The following is a 21,559-nucleotide window of genomic DNA, read 5'->3' as shown; positions in this document are numbered from 1 at the left end:
AACAGAGGATTTCGATATTCTTGTTCCGTTGCGCCCAAAATTGGGGCAGGAGAGCTTCCGAAGCCATGAGAACGTATGGATCAAAGGGAAAAATGCCGAATGAATTGTCACACCTTGAAAAACATCAAGGTGGTTTCGAGCGTTCATTGTGTTTTCTGGATTTTATTGGAGGCCTCGCCCGGAATCGAACCGGGGTGCAAGGATTTGCAGTCCTCTGCGTAACCACTCCGCCACGAGGCCATCCGTAAGGCTATTGCCAAATCACTTGGCTGCGCCTTGGTCCGTTCCAATATTGATACAGACCCTTCTCGTCAAGCTGTTAGCGACAAATGTGGAAAATTTATACAAAGCTTTCCCTTGCAATGGTGAACTCACGATTGCTCGTCGCGATCTGGCGGCATTTGCGGACGGGCAAGATTGCCCTTCGAAAAGGTGTAACCCGTTTCCACGGCGTTCAAACCGAATTTACCCCGTAGACGGTCGACGGCGCTTTCCGCCACCGCGCGCTTTGCCGCCTGTATGTCAACAAGGTCGGGCGGATCGGCAAGATCGCTTGAGGAAAGATCGCTAACACCTATTCCAAGCAGGCGGAATCGTGTTCCGTCCAATTCCCTTTCGAGAAGTTGCAGCCCGGTGCGGAAGATGCGGTCTGCGAGTTGGGTGGGGTCGGCAAGCTGCCGATTGCGCGTCCGTAATTTGAAGTCCTGTGTCTTGAGCTTCAATACGATGGTTCGTCCCGAGATTTCCCCCGCTTTCAGGCGGCGGGAAACTTTTTCGGACAGGGCGCGGAGAACCGGAACGAGATCGCCTGCCTCCGAAAGATCGCTGTTGAAAGTCGTCTCGGCAGACACGCTCTTCATGTCATGGTCTGGCTCGACCTTGCGGCTGTCCAGTCCGCGAGACAGGCGGTAGAGACGCTGCCCCATGGTGCCATAGGCCTTCATGAGGGCGTTCTCCTCCATGGTCTGAAGCTGGCTGATAGTGCGAATCCCGTCACTCTCAAGCTTGCTCGCGAAAGCTTTCCCGACACCCCAGATCGTGCTGACGGGTTGTTCCTTCAAAAAGGTCAGGGCTTCTGCTTCGCCGATGACGGAAAAACCGCGCGGCTTTTCAATGTCCGAAGCCACCTTGGCCAGGAATTTGCAGTAGGAGAGGCCGATCGAGGCGGAGATGCCGATTTCCTCCTCCACGCGCTTGGCAAAGCGGGCGAGCACTATCGCTGGCGGTGCTTTGTGCAGGCGCTCTGTCCCGCTAAGGTCGAGGAAGGCTTCGTCAATGGACAAAGGCTCGACCAGCGGCGTCAGTTCGCGCATCATTTGTCGGACTTCGCGGCCCACACGGACATATTTTTCCATGTCGGGCTTGACCACGACGGCATCGGGGCAGGCTTCCAGCGCCTTGAACATCGGCATGGCAGATCGGACGCCGTGAATACGGGCGAGATAACATGCTGTCGACACGACACCACGTTTTCCGCCGCCGATAATCAGCGGTTTGTCCCGCAATTCGGGATTGTCGCGCTTCTCGACCGACGCATAGAAAGCATCGCAATCGATATGTGCGAGGGTAAGGCTGTAAAGTTCCCGGTGACGGAGAAGGCGTGGGCTGCCGCATGCGTGGCAGCGCCTGATCGAGACAGATTTTTGCAGCGCAAGACAATCGCGGCAAATGCCTTTTTCCGGACTGTTTGCTGCAATCGAGTCTGCCATGGGAAGCGCGTCGTCCAATGAACATATAAGGAACATCCTCTTATAGCATCATTCAGGCGAAGCGCCACGGGGAGTGTGCTACCTGTCCGCCTTACACTTGACATTAGCGGGAATATCACCAAGTTTAATGTCATGAACAACCGTTTCGCTTCAATACTCCATCGGATTTACCCGATCACGGGATAGCGACCCTCGAGTTCTGCCTGGCGCAGGGGGACTCTGGGGGATGGGATGCCGCTTTCCCGAAAGCGGATTTAGAGAAAGCGCTTTCACCAACATTCAATCTGGAACAGCTTCGTGCCTGAGAGGTGCGAAGATTTATTATCTGTCAATAGTGAGCACGCGCCATGAGCGGAAAGAATCGCAAGAAGCCCAATATCGTCGTCAGCGAAGTCGACTACGAACGCCTTATGGGGCTGGCCACCAGTGTTTCGGAACGGTTCGAGGAAATAGCCGAAGAACTGATGCGGGAGCTTGATCGCGCCAAGGTGGTTCCGGCGAAACGCTTGCCGCAGAACGTGATTCATATGGGCTCCACGGTGGAGTTCCGCTCCAATGACGGGCAGGAGCGCCGCGTAACACTGGTCTATCCGGGCGAAGCCGACATTGCTCAGGGAAAGATTTCGATCCTGACCCCGATCGGCACGGCCCTGATCGGTCTTGCTCCCGGTCAGTCCATTTCATGGACGGCACGGGACGGCAAGCCGCATGAGTTGAACGTTCTGACGGTCTCGAACGACGCCGAAACACCCGTTGTGAGCCCTGCGGCCGAATAATCGGAAAAGAGCCCGGCAATTCCGGGCTCTTTTGTCTTTTAACAGCAGACGTGTTTCAGAGATGCTGGTTCAATCCTCCGGGCAGGAGCGCCAAAGCTTTCTCGATCGTTGCGGGATCGCGGCCCATATCCTCGCAATATCGCAGCAATGTCGGTTCGTGTGCCAGATAGAACTGCAAGACGCCCGCCAGAAAGCCAGGCTCGCGGGCTGCCTGCCGGATGGAGCTTGCTTCGATTCCCGTCAGGGCAAGAAAGCGCGGCAGGAGATCCTTGTCCTGTGCGAGCCATGCCAGCGCTTCGATTGCGACAGCTTCCGCATCTGTCTGGCTCATGAGCGTCTTCATGCGGATTCTCCATTTATTGTATAGATTTGGGCGATTATGTAACGGTCGTCATGCCGAGGAACAACGGAATTATTTGCGTTTCATCAATGAAATGAGGTTAAGCTGGTGCAACCTGAGAATTGGGGGACCTTCCGGCTCGCGTGAAAACAAGGCAATGCCGAGCTGCCACAGGAAACGATGCCAAGGAACATCCGATGCCGAAAAGCGTAATGATCGTCGAGGACAACGAGCTCAATATGAAGTTGTTTCGCGATCTGATTGAAGCCAGCGGATACGAGACGATCCGGACAAGAAACGGGCTTGAAGCGCTGGACCTTGCGCGCGAACATCGGCCCGATCTGATTCTGATGGATATACAGCTTCCCGAGGTATCCGGCCTTGAGGTCACGAAATGGCTGAAAGACGACGACGAATTGCGGCATATTCCGGTCATCGCGGTGACTGCATTTGCGATGAAGGGTGACGAGGAACGTATCAGGCAGGGTGGTTGCGAGGCTTATATATCCAAACCGATTTCTGTTCCTCGCTTCATAGAGACGATAAAATCCTATTTGGGCGACGCCTAGTGGATTGAATTTGACGTTTGAATGCCGACTGAATGAGATGCTGTTTCAAACGTCAAATTCGAAAAATCCACTAGATACATAAAGTGATTAGTGGTCTTTTCGATTCCGACATTTGCTCGGCGCTTGTATCAGAGGGATGCAAATGTCGGAATCAGACCACTAGTGGATTGAATTTGACGTTTGAATGCCGACTGAATGAGATGCTGTTTCAAACGTCAAATTCGAAAAATCCACTAGATACATAAACTTACTAGTGGTCTTTTTGATTCCGACATTTGCTCGGCGCCTGTATCAGAGGGATGCAAATGTCGGAATCAGACCATTAGGTGTTTGGTCCCAGTATGTGATGGTTGGGCGGGGAGGGGCATTATGACAGCACGAATTCTCGTCGTTGACGATGTGGATTCCAACGTAAAGCTCCTCGAAGCCCGACTTCTTTCGGAATATTACGAGGTCGTTGTTGCCTATAACGGGCTGGAGGCCATCGAGATTTGCCAGGGAGGGCAAATCGATGTGGTTCTGCTCGACATATTGATGCCGGATATTGATGGGTTCGAAGTGTGCCGGCGATTGAAGGCCGATCCCCATACTTCGAATATACCGATCGTCATGGTGACTTCGCTCGACGGTCCGGAAGACAAGATTCGCGGGCTGGAAGCCGGTGCAGACGATTTTCTGTCGAAACCCGTCAGCGATCTCCAACTCATGTCCCGCGTGAAAAGCCTGGCACGGCTGAAGCTTGTCTCCGATGAGCTTTTCCAGAGAACGGGTACCGTGGCCGAGGCGGATGTCGAGGCATTGCTGGCGAGCAAGATGGGGCAGGACTATGGAGATAAGGACGAGGCGGCGCGTGTCCTCGTTATTGACGAAGATGAACTGGCGGCAGCCCGTCTCCGCTTGATCCTTGGCGAGTATTATCGCGTCGATATTGCCTGCGATCCCAATACTGCACTCATACGGGCCATAGAAACGGATTATGACAGCATCGTCGTTTCCGCCAATTTTACCTATTACGACCCGCTTCGCCTTTGCTCGCAGCTGCGTACAATCGAACGCACGCGCCTAGTGCCGATCATTCTTGTCGTGCGTGAGGACGAGGGCGCTCTGGTCGTCCGCGCGCTTGAGCTTGGCGTCAATGATTATTTGATGCGGCCACTCGAAAAGCTCGAACTTTTCGCGCGTCTGCGTACGCAGATCAAACGCAAGTGCTACAACGATCTCCTGCGGCAGAGCCTCAATCGCAGCATAGCCATGGCCGTGACGGACAGTCTTACCGGACTCCATAACCGCCGCTATCTCGACACGCATATGCCGATTTTTCTGGCTCGTGCGACGGGCCGCGAACGGCCATTGTCGATCATCATGCTCGACTTCGATCATTTCAAGCGCGTGAACGATCAATTCGGGCACGAGGCCGGCGACGATGTGTTGCGAGAATTTGCAACACGGCTGCGCAAGAACATCCGCGGCATGGATCTGATGTGTCGTTATGGCGGTGAGGAGTTCGTGGTTGTCCTTCCGGATACGGATGTGGAGGCCGCCAGGGCCGTTGCAGAGCGCGTTCGCTCCGCCGTATCGGATATGCCTTTCGTGATCGCAAACGGCAAGCACAAGGTTAATCTGACGATCAGTGTCGGGATTGGCGGGCTGAGGCTGGTCGGAGATAGCCCGGACGCTCTTCTCTCACGGGCCGACGCAGCCCTCTATCAGGCAAAGAAAAATGGCCGCAATTGCATTGTGGCCTCCGCTGCCTGAAGCGTATTACGCTGAATTGTACTCGAGTAACGCGTTCCAGACGTTAACCCAACCCGTATGAAACGAAAAAGCCATCCCAAAGGGATGGCTTTTTCCATTCAATCGTCGTGGATGACGACCGGAAACGGATTACTTGATCTTCGTTTCCTTGAACTCGACGTGCTTGCGCGCAATCGGGTCGTACTTGGTCTTTGTCATCTTTTCCGTCATCGTGCGGCTGTTCTTCTTCGTTACGTAGAAGAAGCCGGTGTCAGCGGTCGACAAAAGCTTGATCTTGATCGTCGTAGCCTTGGCCATATCGAATTACCTGCTCTGTATCTTTGCCGGAGCATGACCTTACCGAAGACCGGTTCCCAGTTTTCGGGATCATGCTCAATGGATGGAAACCTCCAGCGATTCCGGTAATCTCATCCGGCAGCGGAAATTTTGCGCGACACTACGTATTGGTGGCGAAAAGTCAAGTCCGCTTCTTCCGCAAAAGCAACCTTACCGCTGCAAAGAGCGCATATGCCGCAAAAAATATGCTGAGCGTCATGGGGAAACCTTTCGGCCCCAGCATATCCATTCCAACACCGACTGCCTGCGGTCCTGCAAGCATACCGATGGCGTAGCAGAAAACAAAGGCCGCATTGGCCGACGCAAGTTCACGTCCCGTCAGTTCCGAACCGAGATGGGCGAGACCGACCGTATAGAGACCGGCGACCACACCGCCCCACAGGAACAGGATGCCGGCCATCAGATACCAGTGCTGCATGAGATAAGGCAGGGCGATCATACCGATCAACCCGGTCGCTGCGCAGAAAAACAGAAGTTTGCGGCGATCGGAAATGCGGTCGCTGACGATACCGAGAGGAATCTGCAACAACACATTGCCAAGGCCGATCATGGTCAACAGCAGGGCAGCGTCGGCCTCGGGATAGCCGATGCGCGCACCGAAAACCGGAAAGAGCGCGAAGCCGCCAGTCTCCACCGCGCCGAAGACGAAGACCGCCATTGTCGCCGTCGGGACGGCAAATATGAAGGGGAGGAACGGGACGTGTTCGCCCTCCTCGAAATCCGGGCTGTCACGCCATGCGATTGCGACCGGTATGAGGGCGATCATGATGATGGCAAAGCCGACATAGAAAGGCAGGCCACCGGTACTTCCGATTTTCGAGAAAAGCCAGGGGCCAAGTGCAAAGCCAAGCGAGAGCGATGTGGAATAGATTCCGAGCACCAGCCCACGCTTTTCTGGCGGCGCGGAGGCATTGATCCAGTATTCGGAGAGCACGAAAAGCACCGTTAACGCAAAATGCAGGACGATGCGCAGCGCAAACCATGCCCAGAGCGGCTGAAAGAAGTGAAAGCCGAGAAAGGCCGCGCTCCCGATGAGAAGCATCAGAAATATCGCTTTGACCACGCCCAGTCGCGCGGCAATCGGGGCGGCAAGGGGCGCGGCGGCAATGGACGCCAGGCCTGCTACCGCCGTATTGGCACCGATCAGGCTTGCCGTATGGCCGCGGCTTTCCAGGAGAACGCTCAACAGGGGGATGCCCAGGCCGATTGCGGCTCCCACGGCACTGATCGTTGCGATCGCGGCCGCAAGTGAACGCCAATGCATCTGGCCCTGCGCCGGCCCGCCAACTGGCTCCTGCGGGACAAGATCGGCGGGGTGAATTTCTTTATTCATCGGGTTCAGATCACTTCGCGAACAAAGCGGCCATGTCGCTTGCTATATTGTGTCACGGGTAAAATGGCTGGTAGTTGAAGGCTGTTATCCGTCAGGAGCGCGCGGGCCTCTTTCAGGATCGCCTGAGTAATGTGTACAACGTCGAGTTTATCGGTATCGTCGATGGAAACCCAGTCCAGATCTTCCAGTTCGCCACTGGGAACAAGGGGCTGCCGGTCCAGTTCCGGGATATCATCACGAAAAGCCATGAAAAAGCGCGTATCGAAGCGGCGGACATTGTCAGGCGGAGTTACCGCTCGCGCGAAATATCGCAAGCTATCCAGCGCCGGCAACATGCCGTTATCGAAAAAGGCTCGCCAGTCGGTTTGCCCCGGAGGCGTAATCGGCTCCGGGGCTGCGTAGCCGAGACGAAGCCCGGTTTCCTCGAATGTCTCGCGAATGGCGCAAAGACCGAGCGCTCGCGCCCGGCGCATGGATGCCCGAACGCCCATCCCGGCCAGAAGCTTTTCGGCGTCGGGGGGACACAATTCGGTCGCAGCCCTGATCGTGCCGTCGGCCCGGTCTGTCCGTCCGCCGGGAAAAACGAACTTCCCCGGCATGAAGACCAGGCTTGGATGACGTCGTCCCATGAGGATACGCGGCGTCTTCCCGGATCTGTCCACGAGAAGCAGGGATGCCGCGTCACGAGGGCGCAGCGTCTTTGCGGGACCGGCTGGGGTAGATGATGACTGAACCATGGCGGCGTTCAGGTCACGTCGCCGTATTCGCCTTCGCCCTTGCCCCCGAACCCATGCATGTACAGCGCCCATTGCAGACCTATGGTCGCCCCCTTGATCGGCTGCAACAGCAGCAGCGACATGATAACGGTCAGCGGACCCCAGATCGCCATATGGGCCCAGAGGGGCAGGTTGGTCGTCGCTTCCACGCCCATGAACGCGCCCACGACTATGTGTCCGACGATCAGAATGGTAAGATAGGCGGGAAGATCGTCGGCACGCTGTTCTGTATAGTCTTCATTGCAGACCGAACACTGCGCCACCGGCTTTACGAATGCGCGGAAAAGCTTTCCTTCGCCGCAATGGGGGCAGCGGCTGCGGAAACCGCGCCACATGGCTTCGCCCAAAGCGCGCTTTGGATGCGCTGCCTTGGAGCTTTCCATGCCAAACACCTGAACGTTCTGGGTGGAATTGGCCTCTAGCGTGCTCATCAGCGACCTCTTCTCTTCTGACGCGGTATGCCCGCGGGTTTGCCCCTTCTCCCACGCATCGTCCGGCTGGCCTTGTGGTGCGAGCGCGTCGACATTGGCAGAGGGTGCGGTTCCGAAACCATCTCAAAACGAAGCGCGCCCGCAACGGGGAGCGCCTCAACAAGCCGAACCGTAACCGTATCGCCAAGCCGGAAGCCTTTGCCGCTCCGCTCCCCGGCGATCGCATGGTTCGCTTCATCATATAGATAGTATTCTTGTCCCAAAGTTGAAATGGGTACCAGACCATCCGCGCCATATGTCGCAAGGTTGACGAAAAGACCGGCTCTTGTAACGCCTGTAACGCGCCCTTCATATTCGTCGCCGAGATGCGAAGCGAGAAAATGCGCAATCAGGCGGTCCACTGTTTCGCGTTCGGCCAGCATGGCGCGGCGCTCCGTTGACGAGATCAACGCTGAAATTTCTTCCAGGTTGGCTTCCTCGTCCGTGGTCAGACCGTCGTTTCCGAGGTTCAGGGCCTTGATCAAGGCCCGGTGCACGATCAAGTCCGCATAGCGTCGGATAGGTGAAGTGAAATGTGCGTAGCGGTGCAAATGAAGGCCGAAATGCCCGATATTATCGGGGCTGTATTCAGCCTGGCTCTGTGTGCGCAGCACCACCTGATTGACCAGTTCCTGATGGTCGGAACCTTCCACAGCCTCAAGAATCCGGTTGAATTGCGCGGGCTGCAGCTCCGCGCCCTTGGCGAGGCTCAGATCGAGGGTGCGCAGGAACTCGCGCAGGGTCTCCTGCTTGGCGAGCGCAGGGGCGTCGTGAATGCGGAAAACCAGTGGTTGGCGACGCGCTTCCAGTGTTTCGGCGGCGGCAACATTGGCCTGAATCATGAACTCTTCGATAAGCTTATGCGCATCGAGCCGTTCGGGCACAATGACCTTGTCTACCTTGCCTTCTGGTGTCAGAAGTATCTTCTTTTCGGGCAGATCGAGTTCAAGCGGTTCCCGTTTTTCCCGTCCGCGTTTCAGTACGGCATAGGCGTCCCACAGCGGTTTCAGGATGCCGTCGAGAATCGGAGACGTCTTCTCGTCAGGTGCGCCATCAATCGCGGCTTGCGCCTGCGTATAGCTAAGCTTTGCCGACGATTTCATCATGACGCGGTGGAATTTATGCGATCTCTTGCGTCCATCGGCGGCGAAAACCATACGCACCGCGAGAGCGGGGCGTTCTTCCTGTTCACGCAGCGAACAGAGATTGTTCGAAATCCGCTCCGGCAGCATCGGCACGACGCGGTCGGGGAAATAGACGGAATTGCCGCGCTTTCGTGCTTCACGATCTAGCGCGGAACCGGAACGGACATAGGCAGCGACATCGGCAATCGCCACGATCACGATTTGCCCGCCGGGATTTTCGGGGTCTTTATCCGGCTCGGCATAGACGGCGTCGTCGTGGTCCTTCGCGTCCGCAGGGTCGATGGTAAGGAGCGGAATGTCGCGCCAGTCTTCCCGTCCTTCGAGTGTCGCGGGTTTCGCCGATTCTGCTTCGCTGATCGCCTCGTTCGGAAAAATATGCGGGATTTCATGCTCGTGGATCGCAATCATCGACAGAGCCTTCTCGCTGTCGATCGAGCCGATCACCTGCAGGACCTTGCCGCGCGGCAGACCGTAGCGGCGGGAAGAAAGCAGCTCCACCTCGACCAGATCGCCGCTCTCGGCGTTGGCGAGCTGTGCTGGATCAAGTTGCACTTCCGCCTGCTTTCGGTCCGCAGGCTCCAGACGCCATTCACCGCTGTCAAGCTTGCGCACAATGCCGAGCACCGCATTCGTGCGATGTTCGAGGCGCTTCATCACGCGGGCGGTATAGTCGGGTCCTTCACGGTCCTCATTGCGAAATATTTTTGCCAGTACGCGATCGCCGACACCAACCGCGGGGCCGCCATCGGAAGCCTTGTTGAGCCGGGTGCGGCGGATCAGAACGAGCGGAGGCTTGCCGTGTCCGGCTTCGTCCCATTCGGACGGGCGGGCAAGCAGGCCACCATCCTCGTCGCGACCAGTGATGTCGAGAACCGTGACGGAAGGCAGTGAGCCAGGACGCGAAAGCTTGCGCGCACGCTTTTCAACGAGCCCCTCATAGGCCAGTTCGCGTAGAAGATCCTTGAGATAGACCCGCGCATCGCCCTTGATGTTGAAGGCTTTCGCCAGTTCGCGCTTGCCTGCTCGATCTGGATTTTCCTCAATATATTTAAGGACCTCTTCACGGGTCGGCAGAAACGCGGTTGGATCGTTCCTGACGTCGCCCGACCTTGCCTTGGTAGCACGCCGTTCGGTCCGTGCGGACCGGCCGGTATCGGATTTGGGAAAGCGGCGTGCCAATTGCTACTCCTCTGCTGCCTCGGCTCCAGCCTTGGCCTTGACTTTCGATTTGGCCTTTGCGGGCGCCTTTTTCGCAGCCGGTTTTTTCGCGGTGCTTTTCTTTTCCGAACTTGCCGCAGCTTTGCGTGCGGGAGCCTTTTTCTTGCTCGAGCCTGCCTTTGCCACGATCAGTTCCAGCGCTTCTTCCAATGTCACGCTGGCCGGGTCCTTGCCCTTCGGCAGAGTGGCGTTCACCTTGCCCCAATTGACATAGAGTCCGTAACGACCGTCGCGCACAGTGATGGCACCACCATCCGGGTGATCGCCGAGCGTGGCAAGAGCGGCGGGTGTCGACCGGCCGCGACCGCCGCCCTTCGCCTGTTTGTCGGCGAGCACGGAGACAGCGCGGTTGAGGCCAACCGAAAAGACTTCCTCTGCATTTTCCAGATTGGCGAAGGTGCCATCGTGGCTGACATAGGGACCATAGCGCCCGATGCCCGCGGAGATCATCTTGCCGGTTTCCGGGTGTGCGCCGATATCGCGCGGCAACGACAGAAGCGCTACGGCTTTTTCGTGATTGAGCGAATCCGGCGTCCAGCCTTTCGGCAGGCTTGCGCGCTTGGCTTCCTTGCCTTCGCCACGCTGGACATAAGGACCAAAACGTCCCGTCCGCGCAGTGATTTCTTCGCCCGTGAACGGGTCCTTGCCGAGAGATTTTGGCTCGTCGGAAGCCGACGCCTCACCGTTGGCGTCACCGCCGAGCTGACGCGTATATTTACACTCCGGATAGTTGGAGCAGCCAACGAATGCGCCGTATTTGCCAAGCTTCAGCGACAGTGTGCCTGTACCGCAAGTCGGGCAGGAGCGGGGATCGCTGCCGTCTTCGCGTGCCGGGAACACAAGCGGTGCAAGCTCTTCGTTCAGCGCGTCCAGAACATTGGTGACACGCAGCTCCTTGATATCATCGACCGAGCCGGAGAAATCGCGCCAGAAGTCACGCAACACGTCTTTCCAGGAAAGCTTGCCATCGGAAATCAGGTCGAGCTTTTCCTCGAGATCCGCCGTGAAGTCATATTCCACATAGCGTTCGAAGAAGCTCTCGAGAAACGCCGTGACCAGTCGCCCCTTCGGCTCGGGAATAAGCTTGCGCTTGTCTATCGTGATATATTCACGGTCACGCAAGGTTGCCAGCGTTGCCGCATAGGTCGAAGGGCGACCGATGCCCAGCTCTTCCATTTTCTTGATGAGCGAGGCTTCGGAATAACGCGGAGGCGGTTCTGTCGAATGCTGGGTCGCATCGATTTTTTCCCGCGCCACAGCTTCGCCGGAGCGGATTTCCGGCAGCTTTGCGCTATCCTCGTCGTCGTCCTCTTCCTCGCGATGGTCCATATAAGCAGCGAGGAAGCCGTCGAATTTCGTCACCGAACCATTGGCGCGCAGCATCGCGGAACGCGAGCCGTTGACGGCTTCGATATCGACGGTCGTGCGTTCGATATCGGCTGCCTGCATCTGGCTGGCGATGGCGCGTTTCCAGACCAGTTCGTAAAGCCGGGCCTGATCATCATCGAGATAGCGGCGCACATCCTTCGGATGGCGTAAGAAGTCCGTTGGGCGGATGGCTTCGTGGGCTTCCTGCGCGTTTTTCGCCTTGCTGGAATAATAGCGCGGCTTTTCAGGTACGTATTTCGCACCGAAACTCTTGCCGATGGCGTCGCGGGCCGCACTGATGGCTTCCGGCGCCATCTGCACGCCATCCGTACGCATATAGGTAATGAGGCCGGCTGTTTCGCCGCCAATGTCGACGCCTTCGTAAAGACGCTGCGCGACCTGCATTGTGCGCGATGCCGTAAAGCCAAGCTGCCCGGATGCTGCCTGTTGCAGCGTCGAGGTGGTGAAAGGAGGGCCGGGATTGCGCTTGGTCGGCTTTGCTTCAACGGAAAGGGCGTTGAAGCTCGCGCCTTCAAGCATGGTACGGATCGCAGTCGCCTGCTCGCCGTTCTTGATGTCGAGCTTGCCGAGCTTCTTGCCGTCAACGACGGTGAGGCGGGCGGTAAAACTGTCGTTGCGCGGCGTTTTCAAAAGCGCGGCGATATTCCAGTATTCCTCGCGGATAAAGCGTTCGATTTCCGCCTCACGGTCGGCTACCAGTCGCAGCGCAACGGATTGAACACGGCCAGCCGAGCGAGCGCCGGGAAGCTTGCGCCACAAAACGGGAGAGAGCGTGAAGCCGACGAGATAGTCGAGGGCGCGGCGGGCCAGATAGGCATCCACCAAGGGCTCGTCAATATCACGCGGATTGGCAATGGCGTCCAGAACGGCTTTCTTGGTGATGGCGTTGAAAGCCACACGCTTTACCGTCTTGCCCTTGAGCGCCTTCTTCTGGTTGAGCACTTCGAGCACATGCCATGAGATGGCTTCACCTTCGCGATCCGGGTCGGTTGCGAGAATGATGCCGTCACTGTCTTTCAGCGCTCTGACAATGTCGGCAAGCCGCTTGGACGAATTGCTATCGACCTCCCACGACATGGCAAAATCTTCGTCGGGCCGTACGGAGCCGTCCTTGGCCGGCAGGTCGCGGACATGACCGAACGAGGCCAGGACTTTATAGTCCGAGCCCAGATACTTATTGATGGTTTTAGCCTTGGCAGGCGATTCGACAACAACGACGTTCATTTAAAGCAACCCAGATTCGCGTCCCATGGAGATAAAATACCTCCTTCCCGCGAGAAATTCGTTGCCATCACATGAACAGCGGGCGGCGTTTGGTCAAGAGCGAGAGGACAAAATTCAGCAAATACAACTTATGATTGCTATTACGACATATGTAACCAGTGGTAGTTTTACACGCGATAAAGTATGCCTGAATCGATCCGTCGGAGATTTTCATGAATGAAATGGCTGGCACACCCAATGCCGAGAACGATGGAAAAATCGGAACAACGACTCACTATGACACTTTGCTATATATAGAGCAAATGCTGGAGCAGCTTGGGGATATGGCAAAGAATGCCGACCAACCGTTGCTGGCATATATGATCGAAATGGCGCTGCTCGAAGCGCGGGAGACGCGCAACACAGAAACCAGCATTAGGATCAGGACCTGTTAATTTGGTGCTAATGGTTCTCTGTAATCGGAACCAGGGCAATCCGATTGCCGGGATAGCGGTTCAGCCGTCCCGCGAGATCCAGTTCAAGCAAAACCAGCTGGATTGTGCCGGTTTCTATTCCTGTATGGCGCACCAGTGAATCGATATCTGTCGGAACCGGTCCCAACGCATCCACGATGATGTCGCGCTCGTTCTCGCTGGCAACTGCCTGGAACTGTTCCGGCTCTGGTGCAAGTTGGATCGGTAGAGCGGGTTGTTCGCACAGATGGGAGGTCTTGTCGTAAGCCCCTGTGAGCGGCATCACCGTCTCGATAATGTCGGCGGCCCCGGTCACGAGTGTCGCGCCCTGTTTGAGGAGCAGGTTCGTCCCCTTGGCTCGTGGATCGAGCGGCGATCCGGGAACGGCAAACACTGTACGCCCCATTTCTCCGGCCATTCGTGCGCTGATCAGTGATCCCGAACGTTCGGCGGCCTCGACGACCACCAGTCCGAGTGAAAGCGCAGCGATAATGCGATTGCGACGCGGGAAATCGCGCGAACGCGGTTCGGCCCCCATGGGCATTTCGGTTATCAGGGCGCCGCCCTGTTCCGCGATGGCATGATAGAGTGAAAGATTTTCAGGCGGATAAGGGCGATCAAGCCCCCCTGCAAGTACGGCCACGGTTCCGGTATCGATGCTTGCGCGATGGGCGGCAGCATCGATACCCCGTGCAAGGCCGGAGATAATGGCAAACCCTGATTCGCCCAGATCGTGCGCCAGTTGTTCTGTAAATCGCGCGCCTACCACGGACGCGTTGCGTGAACCGACTATGGCCACGGGAGGCTTGTGAAAAACGGAAGCATTTCCCTTGATGATGACAAGGGGCGGCGGCGCTTCGCAGTTTTTGAGTTGTGGCGGATAATCCGGTTCGCCCATCCCGACAAGGCGGGCGCCCGCGCGTTCGATGGCTTCGAGTTCCCGTTCCGCATCATCCATGGACACGACCCGGATGGGACGAGCGCTGCCACCACGAATATTCAAATCCGGCAGCATTTCGATCGCGCTGGACGCCGATCCGCAAAACAGGATCAGATCACGGAAAGTGACTGGGCCGATATTGTCGGTCCGGATGAGGCGCAGCCAGTTGAGCCGCTGACGATGGGAAAGGCGAATTCCTGCTTTTGAATTCGCACCTTCCTTCATCCCTTGGCTCCGATTTTACTTTCGGCGCCGCTTAAAAGCCGGGAAATATTAGTCCGATGCTTGATGAAAATGAGCACGGTCATAAGCGCGAACAAGGCTGCAATCGCGTGGTCGCCCCTGAGAAAAAGAGCCGCCGGAACGATGACGCTGGCGATGAGCGCGGCCAGAGACGAGTAGCGCGTCAGGAGTGCGGTTACGATCCATGCAGCCGCGAAAACCAGCGCGCCGGGCCAGGCCAGCCCGATCAGGATACCCAGATATGTAGCGACACCCTTGCCGCCCTTGAACCCGATCCAGACCGGGAAAAGATGACCGATAAAGGCGCCAAAGCCCGCGCAGATGGCTGCATAGGGGCCGAATCGCGAAGCGATGAGAACTGCGGCGGTTCCCTTGAGCGCATCGAGAAGCAGCGTTGCTGCGGCGAGTTTCTTGTTTCCGGTGCGCAGCACATTGGTTGCGCCAATATTGCCCGAACCTATGGACCGCACATCGCCTAGACCCGCAAGTCGCGTCAAAATCAACCCGAACGGAATGGAGCCAAGAAAATAGCCAAAGACGAATGCGCCCAAGAGCGCCACGCTTAGGAATCCTGGTTCTGCCATGAACGTCCCCTGTTATTTTGATTCCGCTGCCCGGAATTCACGATTGATTGTTTCGGGTTATGCGGTGTTTTTCAAGCTGAGTAAACGGTTTTGCCAGCGACTATCGTGCGGACAACCCGTCCTTGAAAGCGTGCGTTTTCAAAACAACTGTTCTTCGAGCGCGAATGCAGGTCCTCCTCCCGCACGACCCACGGTTCGTCCAGATCGACGATGGCGAGATCGGCGCTTGCGCCGGGTTTCAGCGTACCGGCATCGAGACCGAAGATTTTTGCAGGCGCGGTGGATAACACTTCTGCGAGACGCAACAACGGAATGCTGTCATTGTGGTAAAGGCGGAGCGCTGCGGCAAGCAGGGTTTCCAGTCCGATGGCACCCGCTTCCGCGTCCGAAAACGGCAGGCGCTTGGTGTCGACATCCTGCGGATCATGCGCGGAAACCACGATGTCGATGGTGCCATTTTTCACCGCCTCGACCATGGCAAGCCGATCTTCCTCGCTGCGCAATGGCGGTGACAGACGGAAGAAGGTGCGGAATTCACCGATATCGTTCTCGTTGAGCGACAGGTGATTGATGGAAACACCTGCCGTGACTTGTCCGCCTCGTTCTTTGGCGCGGCGCATGGCATCCGCCGACATGGCGCAGGAAAGTTGCGCGGCGTGATAATTGCTGTTGGTCAGCGCGGCGAGTCGCAAATCGCGCTCCAACGGAATGACTTCCGCCTCACGCGGGCTTCCCGAAAGTCCGAGCCAGCTTGCAAACAGCCCTTCATTCATGACGCCGTTTGCGCCGAGATAAGGATCGCGCGCCTCACAAGCGAGGACAGCGCCGAAATCGCGCGCATAGGTCAGTGCACGACGCATGATTTGAGTGTTGGCAATCGTATGACGGCCATCGGTGAAGGCAACCGCACCTGCTTCACGCAGCAGGCCGAATTCGGTCATTTCCTCGCCGTGCAGGCCCTTGGTAATGGCCGCTGCGGGATGCACATTGACGATAGCGGTGTCACGTGCGGTGCGCTTGACGAATTCCACTAATGCAACATCATCAATGACCGGATCGGTATCGGGCATCATAATAATGGAGGTGACGCCGCCTGCCGCCGCCGCCTGGCTGGCCGAGGCGATGGTTTCGCGGTGCTCGGCACCGGGTTCGCCGACAAAAACCCGTGCATCGACCAGACCGGGCAGGATGGCCATGCCATTGAGATCGACGATTTCGGCACCTTCCGGCGCGCCCTGATTACGAGCATCGCTGCCAGCGGCCACGATTTTGCCGTCGCGGATCAGCAGGCTACCGGTTTCATCGAGACCACGCGAGGGATCAACGATACGCGCATTTTCAAACAGGATGGCGCTCATGACTGTTCTCCATTGCGGCGCGGGTCGAGCAGCGCTTCCATTACGGCCATGCGCACGGCGACGCCCATTTCCACCTGTTGCTGGATCATGCTCTGCGGTCCGTCGGCGACGTCGGAAGCGATTTCGACGCCACGATTCATCGGGCCGGGATGCATGACGAGTGCGTCAGGTTTGGCGATTTTGAGCTTTTCCTTATCAAGCCCATAGAAGTGGAAATATTCGCGTACCGAAGGCACGAAGGAGCCAGCCATACGCTCACGCTGAAGGCGCAGCATCATGACGACATCGGCGTCTTTCAGCCCTTCTTCCATGGAATTGAAGACCTCGACGCTCATATCGGCCATGCCGGAGGGCAGAAGCGTGGAAGGCGCAACTACCCGCACCCTTGCGCCCAGCGCGTTAAGGAGAATGATGTTGGAGCGCGCCACGCGAGAATGCAGCACGTCACCGCAGATGGCGACGACCAGATTTTCGATTTGCCCCTTGGCGCGACGGATGGTCAACGCATCGAGAAGGGCCTGAGTTGGATGTTCATGCGCGCCGTCGCCGGCATTGACCACCGAGCAGCCGACTTTTTGCGCCAGAAGTGCGGCAGCGCCTGCCGAGGCATGGCGGATCACCAGAATATCCGGCTGCATCGCGTTCAGCGTCATGGCGGTGTCGATCAGGGTTTCGCCCTTCTTGACCGACGAATTGCCGACCGACATATTCATCACATCAGCGCCCAGCCGTTTTCCGGCCAGTTCGAACGAGGATTGCGTTCGCGTCGATGCTTCGAAGAAAAGGTTGATTTGCGTGCGACCGCGCAGCACGGACTTTTTCTTCTCCGGTTGCCGGGAAACGGCAATTTCCTGATCGGCGAGATCAAGAAGGCAGAGAATGTCCAGGGGCGATAGGCCCTTGATGCCAAGCAGGTGGCGGTGAAGGAAAAGCGGAGAGGCCGGTTCTTTTATCATGGCAAGTCACCCCTATAGGACCATGAGACAGGCCCCGCAACTCCCCTTATAACGGCGATGAGCGATTCCCCAAGAAAAAGCTGCGCCTTTGAGGTCGGAATCGAGATTGGAATGACGTAATTTTAGCGATTAGATGCAAGAAGCTTGCAACGATTTGATTCAAGACGGACGGGACGAACCTTTGAAAACGCACGAAGTTACCAACCAGACGCCGCCGATGACCGGCACCAATGCATATCTGGGCGATCCGCTTCTGATGCAGATGGCAGCCCGTTTTCCGAAGGAACTGCATGGCGAACTGGAGCAGACCGGGCGTTTCGTCCTTTCGGTGGAAGCGCAGGACATGGCGCGTCTGGCCAATACGGAATTGCCGAAGTTGCGCACGCATGACCGGCAGGGCAACCGCATTGATGTGGTCGAATACCACCCGGCCTATCATGCGCTGATGCGCCGCTCGATTGCGCAGGGGTTGCATTGCTCGATCTGGGAAGACAACCCGCTGGAAAGCGGTCGCCGCCATCAGGCCCGCGCCGCACGTTTTTACCTGACTGCGCAACTGGAGGCAGGGCACCTGTGCCCACTGACCATGACAAGCGCATCGCTTGCGGCTCTCATGGCCTCGCCGGAGCTTTATAAGCAATGGTCGCCTGCGGTGATGTCGCGCAGATATGATTTTGCGCAGAAGCCGGCACTCGCCAAGCATGGCGTGACGCTCGGCATGGCGATGACGGAAAAGCAGGGCGGTACGGATTTGCGTGCCAACACGACTCGCGCCGAACCGGCTATTGGCGGCGCATGGCGGCTGACCGGCCATAAATGGTTCATGTCTGCGCCGATGTCAGACGCTTTTCTGGTGCTGGCGCAAGTGAAAGAGGGCTTATCCTGCTTTCTCGTGCCGCGCATGACGGAGAAAGGAACTGGCAACGGTTTTCTACTCCTGCGCCTGAAAGACAAGCTCGGCAATAGATCGAATGCCTCGTCGGAAGTCGAATTCGACGGCGCGCTCGGCCATATGATCGGCAATCCGGGCGATGGCGTGAAGACTATCATGGATATGGTGACGCTGACGCGGCTCGATTGTGCGGTGGCCTCTGCCGGATTGATGCGGGTGGGGCTCGCCGAGGCGGTGCATCACAGCCGTCACCGTCAGGTATTCGGGAAACCGCTCATCGAACAGCCGCTAATGAACCGCGTTCTGGCCGATATGGCGCTCGATGTAGCCGGCGCGACCGCACTTTCGATGAGGCTCGCCCGTGCCTTTGATATGGCCGCGAGCGACCGTGCCGAGGCGGCCTTTGCCCGCACCATGACACCGGTGGTCAAATACTGGGTCTGCAAGACAGCGCCCGCGCTGCTTTATGAAGCCATGGAATGTCTTGGCGGCAATGGCTATATCGAGGACGGAAATCTGGCGCGAGCCTATCGTGAAGCGCCGGTCAATGCCATCTGGGAAGGTTCCGGCAATGTCATGGCGCTGGACGTGGCACGCGTTCTGTCGCGTGCGCCGTCGCTATTCGATGATGTGCTGGAATGGATCGGTGGACAGCTTGGGCCTCGCGGGCAGGGCACCATCGACGTGTTGCGTGCGGCCTTGCAATTGACCGAAAGCGATCAGGGCGTGGCGCGGCTTTTGACGGAGCAGCTTGCTTATGCGGCGGCTGCTGCCGAACTGCGCCAGCTTGGCGCGGATGATGTTGCCGACGCCTTCATCGAAACGCGGCTCGGTGGTCAGTGGCGCAGCACCTATGGCATGTTGGATGCGCGCCACGATGCGGTGCGCATTCTCGATCAGCTTTATCCGGCGTCGTAATCACTCTGCCGACGCAGCGCGTGCAGCCGGTCGAGCGCGCCTTGCAGGATAAAAGCGGCAGCAGCCGAATCGATGCGTTCGGCGCGCTTGCCGCGCGATACGTCCATGCCGATCAATGCGCGTTCGGCGGCGACCGTCGAAAGCCGCTCATCCCAGAAGACGAAGGGCAGGTCGGTCAGCGGCTGCATGGTGCGCACGAAGGCCCGCGTCGCCTGAACGCGGGGACCGGAACTGCCGTCCATATTCATCGGCAGACCGATCACAATGACGCCCACCCGGTCGGCTTGCAGCGCTTTGAGCAGAACCTGTGCATCGATTGTGAATTTGGTGCGTTTAATAACCGGGCGGGGATGCGCGAAGGAAAGGCCAAGGTCGGAAATGGCAAACCCAATGGTCTTGGTGCCCAGATCCAGACCTGCGATTGTTTGCCCCGGCTTCAGGAGCGCCGGAATTTCATCGATTTCTACAACGGCCATTGGTCCTCATCGGATTTTGAAGTGATCCAACCTTGCTTATAAATATGCAAGCGTCATATCTGTTCCGAACATGGAAATCGAGACGTAAGGAGCACGCTCATGAAAATCACCTGGCTCGGCCATTCCGCCTTTCGTGTCGAAACCGACAAAGCAGTTATTTTGATCGATCCCTTTATCAATGGTAATCCGGGCGCGAAAGGGATCGACCTCAAGGAAGCGACCAGAGGCATCACCCATGTCGCGCTGACCCACGGTCATGGCGATCATACCGGCGATACAATTGCCATTGCCAAGGAAACGGGCGCGACGGTCATCGCCAATGCCGATCTGGCAAGCTGGCTTGCCCGCCGGGGCGTGGAAAAAGTCGATCCCGGCAATACAGGCGGCACGCAGGCGCATGACGGCTTTACGGTCACTTTCGTTAATGCGCTGCATTCTTCCGCCACGCAGACGGAAGATGGCGTGTCGCATTCGCTGGGTAACCCGAACGGTCTGGTGTTCCATTTCGAGGATGCGCCGACGCTTTATCATATGGGTGATACCGATATTTTCTCCGATATGGCGCTGATCAACGAATTGCATCAGCCGGAAATCGGCATCGTGCCGATTGGCGACCGCTTCACCATGGGCGGCGCGGTTGCAGCGCTCGCATGCCAGCGCTATTTCAACTTCAAGGCCGTGCTGCCCTGCCATTACGGTTCGTTCCCGATCATCGACCAGACAGCAGATAAATTCATTGCAGGCATGGCTGATCATCCGGGCACAAAAGTGCTGGCCGATCCGGTAGGGACCGTTCATAGCTTCTGATTGAAGAAATGTTGCGCTTCAACAAGCGCACCGTTATAGCCATAACAAAGAACCTCTGGGGTGGCAGTTTGCCGCCCCTGTCCAGCGTTCATTGATTTAGTTTTTGCGGAGAACAGGATGTCCGTCGATATTTCCACCGTCAAGCGGGTTGCGCATCTTGCGCGCATTGCCGTCAGCGAGGACGATGCCGAACGCATGACCGGTGAGCTCAATGCAATTCTGGGCTTCGTCGAGCAATTGAATGAAGTCAATGTCGATGGCGTCGAGCCGATGACCTCGGTGACGCCGATGACGATGCGTCTGCGCGAAGACAAGGTGACCGACGGCGGAATCGCTGCCGCCGTGGTCGCCAATGCGCCGGTGACGGAAGAGGATTTTTTTGTCGTGCCGAAGGTCGTGGAGTAAGTCATGGCTGTTCGGGTTTCGATCGAGACCCCATTGCAGGACGATGTGCGTGAGTTGATCGAACAACTGAACGCGCATCTACAGCCGCTTTCCCCGCGGGAGTTTCAGTTCAGGATGACCGTCGAGCAAATGGCCGAACCTCATACTACAGTTCTCGTGGCCCGTGACGAAGCAGGCAAGGCTGTCGGCTGCGGCGCCCTGAAAATGCACGACGATGGCGTCGGCGAGTTGAAACGTATGTTCACGCGTCCCGAAGTGCGCGGCAATCGCGTTGGCTCGGCTCTCGTGGATGCGATTGAGGACCTCGCGAAAGCCAAGGGTGTTTCTCATCTCGTTCTGGAAACGGGGATCGGTTCCAGTTTTGCTGGGGCGTGGCGACTTTATGAGAATTCGGGTTTTACGCGCTGCGGTGTGGTCCTGGATTATCCGGACTCTGAATACAGCGCCTTTTTTGAAAAGCGTCTCACAGAGGCGCATTGACAGGATTA

The 21,559-nt window shown here is 57.3% G+C and carries 21 protein-coding genes and 1 tRNA gene; 8 read left to right on the top strand and 14 right to left on the bottom strand.

Translation table 11 applies throughout. The features are described from left to right. Positions 1 to 166: 166 nt before the first annotated feature. Positions 167 to 240, bottom strand: a tRNA-Cys gene (locus tag FHS76_RS13030). Between the two features lie 131 nt (positions 241 to 371). Further along, complete coding sequence (locus FHS76_RS13025) at positions 372 to 1,709, bottom strand: DNA polymerase IV (protein ID WP_183653176.1); 1,338 nt, start codon at positions 1,707 to 1,709, stop codon at positions 372 to 374. Between the two features lie 347 nt (positions 1,710 to 2,056). Here FHS76_RS13025 and rnk point away from each other — a divergent pair, with 347 nt between their 5' ends. Then, the gene (gene rnk, locus FHS76_RS13020; RefSeq protein WP_183653173.1) at positions 2,057 to 2,485 is read left to right on the top strand and encodes a nucleoside diphosphate kinase regulator; all 429 of its coding nucleotides are present in this window, start codon (positions 2,057 to 2,059) and stop codon (positions 2,483 to 2,485) included. 55 nt (positions 2,486 to 2,540) lie between these two features. On the opposite strand, the gene FHS76_RS13015 is transcribed toward rnk, so the two are convergent. Beyond that, entirely contained in the window at positions 2,541 to 2,828 is a 288-nt protein-coding gene (locus tag FHS76_RS13015; protein ID WP_183653170.1) for a DUF3572 domain-containing protein, read from the bottom strand. Between the two features lie 194 nt (positions 2,829 to 3,022). Here FHS76_RS13015 and FHS76_RS13010 point away from each other — a divergent pair, with 194 nt between their 5' ends. Beyond that, the gene (locus FHS76_RS13010; RefSeq protein ID WP_010658876.1) at positions 3,023 to 3,394 is read left to right on the top strand and encodes a response regulator; all 372 of its coding nucleotides are present in this window, start codon (positions 3,023 to 3,025) and stop codon (positions 3,392 to 3,394) included. A 369-nt stretch (positions 3,395 to 3,763) separates the two neighbouring features. Then, positions 3,764 to 5,149 (top strand): PleD family two-component system response regulator, encoded by a 1,386-nt coding sequence (locus tag FHS76_RS13005; RefSeq protein ID WP_183653167.1) that lies wholly within the window; start codon positions 3,764 to 3,766, stop codon positions 5,147 to 5,149. Between the two features lie 129 nt (positions 5,150 to 5,278). Here FHS76_RS13005 and rpmG read toward each other — a convergent pair whose 3' ends face one another. The 6 genes from rpmG to topA form a co-directional block, all read right to left on the bottom strand. Then, a complete protein-coding gene (rpmG, locus tag FHS76_RS13000) occupies positions 5,279 to 5,446 on the bottom strand; it encodes a 50S ribosomal protein L33 (RefSeq protein ID WP_002966024.1) in 168 nt (55 codons plus the stop codon). 160 nt (positions 5,447 to 5,606) lie between these two features. After that, complete coding sequence (locus tag FHS76_RS12995) at positions 5,607 to 6,749, bottom strand: MFS transporter (RefSeq protein ID WP_183653466.1); 1,143 nt, start codon at positions 6,747 to 6,749, stop codon at positions 5,607 to 5,609. Positions 6,750 to 6,823: 74 nt separating this feature from the next. After that, the gene (locus FHS76_RS12990) at positions 6,824 to 7,555 is read right to left on the bottom strand and encodes an NUDIX hydrolase (RefSeq protein ID WP_183653164.1); all 732 of its coding nucleotides are present in this window, start codon (positions 7,553 to 7,555) and stop codon (positions 6,824 to 6,826) included. Between the two features lie 8 nt (positions 7,556 to 7,563). Continuing rightward, complete coding sequence (locus FHS76_RS12985; protein ID WP_183653161.1) at positions 7,564 to 8,025, bottom strand: DUF983 domain-containing protein; 462 nt, start codon at positions 8,023 to 8,025, stop codon at positions 7,564 to 7,566. Then, the gene (rnr, locus tag FHS76_RS12980; protein WP_183653158.1) at positions 8,025 to 10,388 is read right to left on the bottom strand and encodes a ribonuclease R; all 2,364 of its coding nucleotides are present in this window, start codon (positions 10,386 to 10,388) and stop codon (positions 8,025 to 8,027) included. The genes FHS76_RS12985 and rnr overlap by 1 nt, the downstream gene beginning before the upstream one ends. Before the next feature lie 3 nt (positions 10,389 to 10,391). Beyond that, positions 10,392 to 13,040 (bottom strand): type I DNA topoisomerase, encoded by a 2,649-nt coding sequence (topA, locus tag FHS76_RS12975; protein ID WP_183653155.1) that lies wholly within the window; start codon positions 13,038 to 13,040, stop codon positions 10,392 to 10,394. 212 nt (positions 13,041 to 13,252) lie between these two features. Between topA and FHS76_RS12970 the strand changes: the two genes are divergently transcribed. After that, complete coding sequence (locus FHS76_RS12970) at positions 13,253 to 13,474, top strand: hypothetical protein (protein ID WP_235992658.1); 222 nt, start codon at positions 13,253 to 13,255, stop codon at positions 13,472 to 13,474. A gap of 7 nt (positions 13,475 to 13,481) precedes the next feature. Here FHS76_RS12970 and dprA read toward each other — a convergent pair whose 3' ends face one another. The 4 genes from dprA to FHS76_RS12950 form a co-directional block, all read right to left on the bottom strand. Beyond that, positions 13,482 to 14,657 (bottom strand): DNA-processing protein DprA, encoded by a 1,176-nt coding sequence (dprA, locus tag FHS76_RS12965; RefSeq protein ID WP_183653152.1) that lies wholly within the window; start codon positions 14,655 to 14,657, stop codon positions 13,482 to 13,484. Further along, positions 14,654 to 15,259, bottom strand: a complete 606-nt coding sequence (gene plsY / locus FHS76_RS12960) for a glycerol-3-phosphate 1-O-acyltransferase PlsY (RefSeq protein ID WP_183653149.1) — start codon at positions 15,257 to 15,259, stop codon at positions 14,654 to 14,656. The genes dprA and plsY overlap by 4 nt, the downstream gene beginning before the upstream one ends. Before the next feature lie 71 nt (positions 15,260 to 15,330). Next, complete coding sequence (locus tag FHS76_RS12955; protein ID WP_183653147.1) at positions 15,331 to 16,617, bottom strand: dihydroorotase; 1,287 nt, start codon at positions 16,615 to 16,617, stop codon at positions 15,331 to 15,333. Continuing rightward, the gene (locus FHS76_RS12950) at positions 16,614 to 17,573 is read right to left on the bottom strand and encodes an aspartate carbamoyltransferase catalytic subunit (RefSeq protein ID WP_183653144.1); all 960 of its coding nucleotides are present in this window, start codon (positions 17,571 to 17,573) and stop codon (positions 16,614 to 16,616) included. The genes FHS76_RS12955 and FHS76_RS12950 overlap by 4 nt, the downstream gene beginning before the upstream one ends. A gap of 181 nt (positions 17,574 to 17,754) precedes the next feature. Here FHS76_RS12950 and FHS76_RS12945 point away from each other — a divergent pair, with 181 nt between their 5' ends. Further along, the gene (locus FHS76_RS12945; RefSeq protein ID WP_183653142.1) at positions 17,755 to 19,383 is read left to right on the top strand and encodes an acyl-CoA dehydrogenase family protein; all 1,629 of its coding nucleotides are present in this window, start codon (positions 17,755 to 17,757) and stop codon (positions 19,381 to 19,383) included. On the opposite strand, the gene ruvX is transcribed toward FHS76_RS12945, so the two are convergent. Then, complete coding sequence (gene ruvX / locus FHS76_RS12940; protein ID WP_183653140.1) at positions 19,368 to 19,859, bottom strand: Holliday junction resolvase RuvX; 492 nt, start codon at positions 19,857 to 19,859, stop codon at positions 19,368 to 19,370. The two genes, FHS76_RS12945 and ruvX, sit on opposite strands and share 16 nt — an antisense overlap. Before the next feature lie 99 nt (positions 19,860 to 19,958). Here ruvX and FHS76_RS12935 point away from each other — a divergent pair, with 99 nt between their 5' ends. The 3 genes from FHS76_RS12935 (at position 19,959) to FHS76_RS12925 (ending at position 21,551) form a co-directional block, all read left to right on the top strand. After that, complete coding sequence (locus FHS76_RS12935) at positions 19,959 to 20,666, top strand: metal-dependent hydrolase (protein WP_183653138.1); 708 nt, start codon at positions 19,959 to 19,961, stop codon at positions 20,664 to 20,666. Between the two features lie 117 nt (positions 20,667 to 20,783). Continuing rightward, positions 20,784 to 21,071: an Asp-tRNA(Asn)/Glu-tRNA(Gln) amidotransferase subunit GatC gene (gene gatC / locus FHS76_RS12930; RefSeq protein ID WP_183653136.1), complete on the top strand. Its 288-nt coding sequence runs from the start codon at positions 20,784 to 20,786 to the stop codon at positions 21,069 to 21,071. A 3-nt stretch (positions 21,072 to 21,074) separates the two neighbouring features. Further along, positions 21,075 to 21,551: a GNAT family N-acetyltransferase gene (locus FHS76_RS12925; RefSeq protein WP_183653133.1), complete on the top strand. Its 477-nt coding sequence runs from the start codon at positions 21,075 to 21,077 to the stop codon at positions 21,549 to 21,551. The last annotated feature ends 8 nt before the right edge of the window (positions 21,552 to 21,559 follow it).

The organism is Brucella daejeonensis, assembly GCF_014199265.1.
Lineage (GTDB): Bacteria > Pseudomonadota > Alphaproteobacteria > Rhizobiales > Rhizobiaceae > Brucella > Brucella daejeonensis.
The sequence above is the reverse complement of the archived record's forward strand: the minus strand, read 5'-3'. Positions and strand labels throughout refer to the sequence as shown.

What these genes read in the sequence shown, in the direction of transcription:
- FHS76_RS13025 (WP_183653176.1), bottom strand. Translation starts at nt 1,709, where the DNA reads ATGGCAGACTCGATTGCAGCAAACAGTCCGGAAAAAGGCATTTGCCGC.
- rnk (WP_183653173.1), top strand. Translation starts at nt 2,057, where the DNA reads ATGAGCGGAAAGAATCGCAAGAAGCCCAATATCGTCGTCAGCGAAGTC.
- FHS76_RS13015 (WP_183653170.1), bottom strand. Translation starts at nt 2,828, where the DNA reads ATGAAGACGCTCATGAGCCAGACAGATGCGGAAGCTGTCGCAATCGAA.
- FHS76_RS13010 (WP_010658876.1), top strand. Translation starts at nt 3,023, where the DNA reads ATGCCGAAAAGCGTAATGATCGTCGAGGACAACGAGCTCAATATGAAG.
- FHS76_RS13005 (WP_183653167.1), top strand. Translation starts at nt 3,764, where the DNA reads ATGACAGCACGAATTCTCGTCGTTGACGATGTGGATTCCAACGTAAAG.
- rpmG (WP_002966024.1), bottom strand. Translation starts at nt 5,446, where the DNA reads ATGGCCAAGGCTACGACGATCAAGATCAAGCTTTTGTCGACCGCTGAC.
- FHS76_RS12995 (WP_183653466.1), bottom strand. Translation starts at nt 6,749, where the DNA reads ATGCATTGGCGTTCACTTGCGGCCGCGATCGCAACGATCAGTGCCGTG.
- FHS76_RS12990 (WP_183653164.1), bottom strand. Translation starts at nt 7,555, where the DNA reads ATGGTTCAGTCATCATCTACCCCAGCCGGTCCCGCAAAGACGCTGCGC.
- FHS76_RS12985 (WP_183653161.1), bottom strand. Translation starts at nt 8,025, where the DNA reads ATGAGCACGCTAGAGGCCAATTCCACCCAGAACGTTCAGGTGTTTGGC.
- topA (WP_183653155.1), bottom strand. Translation starts at nt 13,040, where the DNA reads ATGAACGTCGTTGTTGTCGAATCGCCTGCCAAGGCTAAAACCATCAAT.
- FHS76_RS12970 (WP_235992658.1), top strand. Translation starts at nt 13,253, where the DNA reads ATGAATGAAATGGCTGGCACACCCAATGCCGAGAACGATGGAAAAATC.
- dprA (WP_183653152.1), bottom strand. Translation starts at nt 14,657, where the DNA reads ATGAAGGAAGGTGCGAATTCAAAAGCAGGAATTCGCCTTTCCCATCGT.
- plsY (WP_183653149.1), bottom strand. Translation starts at nt 15,259, where the DNA reads ATGGCAGAACCAGGATTCCTAAGCGTGGCGCTCTTGGGCGCATTCGTC.
- FHS76_RS12955 (WP_183653147.1), bottom strand. Translation starts at nt 16,617, where the DNA reads ATGAGCGCCATCCTGTTTGAAAATGCGCGTATCGTTGATCCCTCGCGT.
- FHS76_RS12950 (WP_183653144.1), bottom strand. Translation starts at nt 17,573, where the DNA reads ATGATAAAAGAACCGGCCTCTCCGCTTTTCCTTCACCGCCACCTGCTT.
- ruvX (WP_183653140.1), bottom strand. Translation starts at nt 19,859, where the DNA reads ATGGCCGTTGTAGAAATCGATGAAATTCCGGCGCTCCTGAAGCCGGGG.
- FHS76_RS12935 (WP_183653138.1), top strand. Translation starts at nt 19,959, where the DNA reads ATGAAAATCACCTGGCTCGGCCATTCCGCCTTTCGTGTCGAAACCGAC.
- gatC (WP_183653136.1), top strand. Translation starts at nt 20,784, where the DNA reads ATGTCCGTCGATATTTCCACCGTCAAGCGGGTTGCGCATCTTGCGCGC.
- FHS76_RS12925 (WP_183653133.1), top strand. Translation starts at nt 21,075, where the DNA reads ATGGCTGTTCGGGTTTCGATCGAGACCCCATTGCAGGACGATGTGCGT.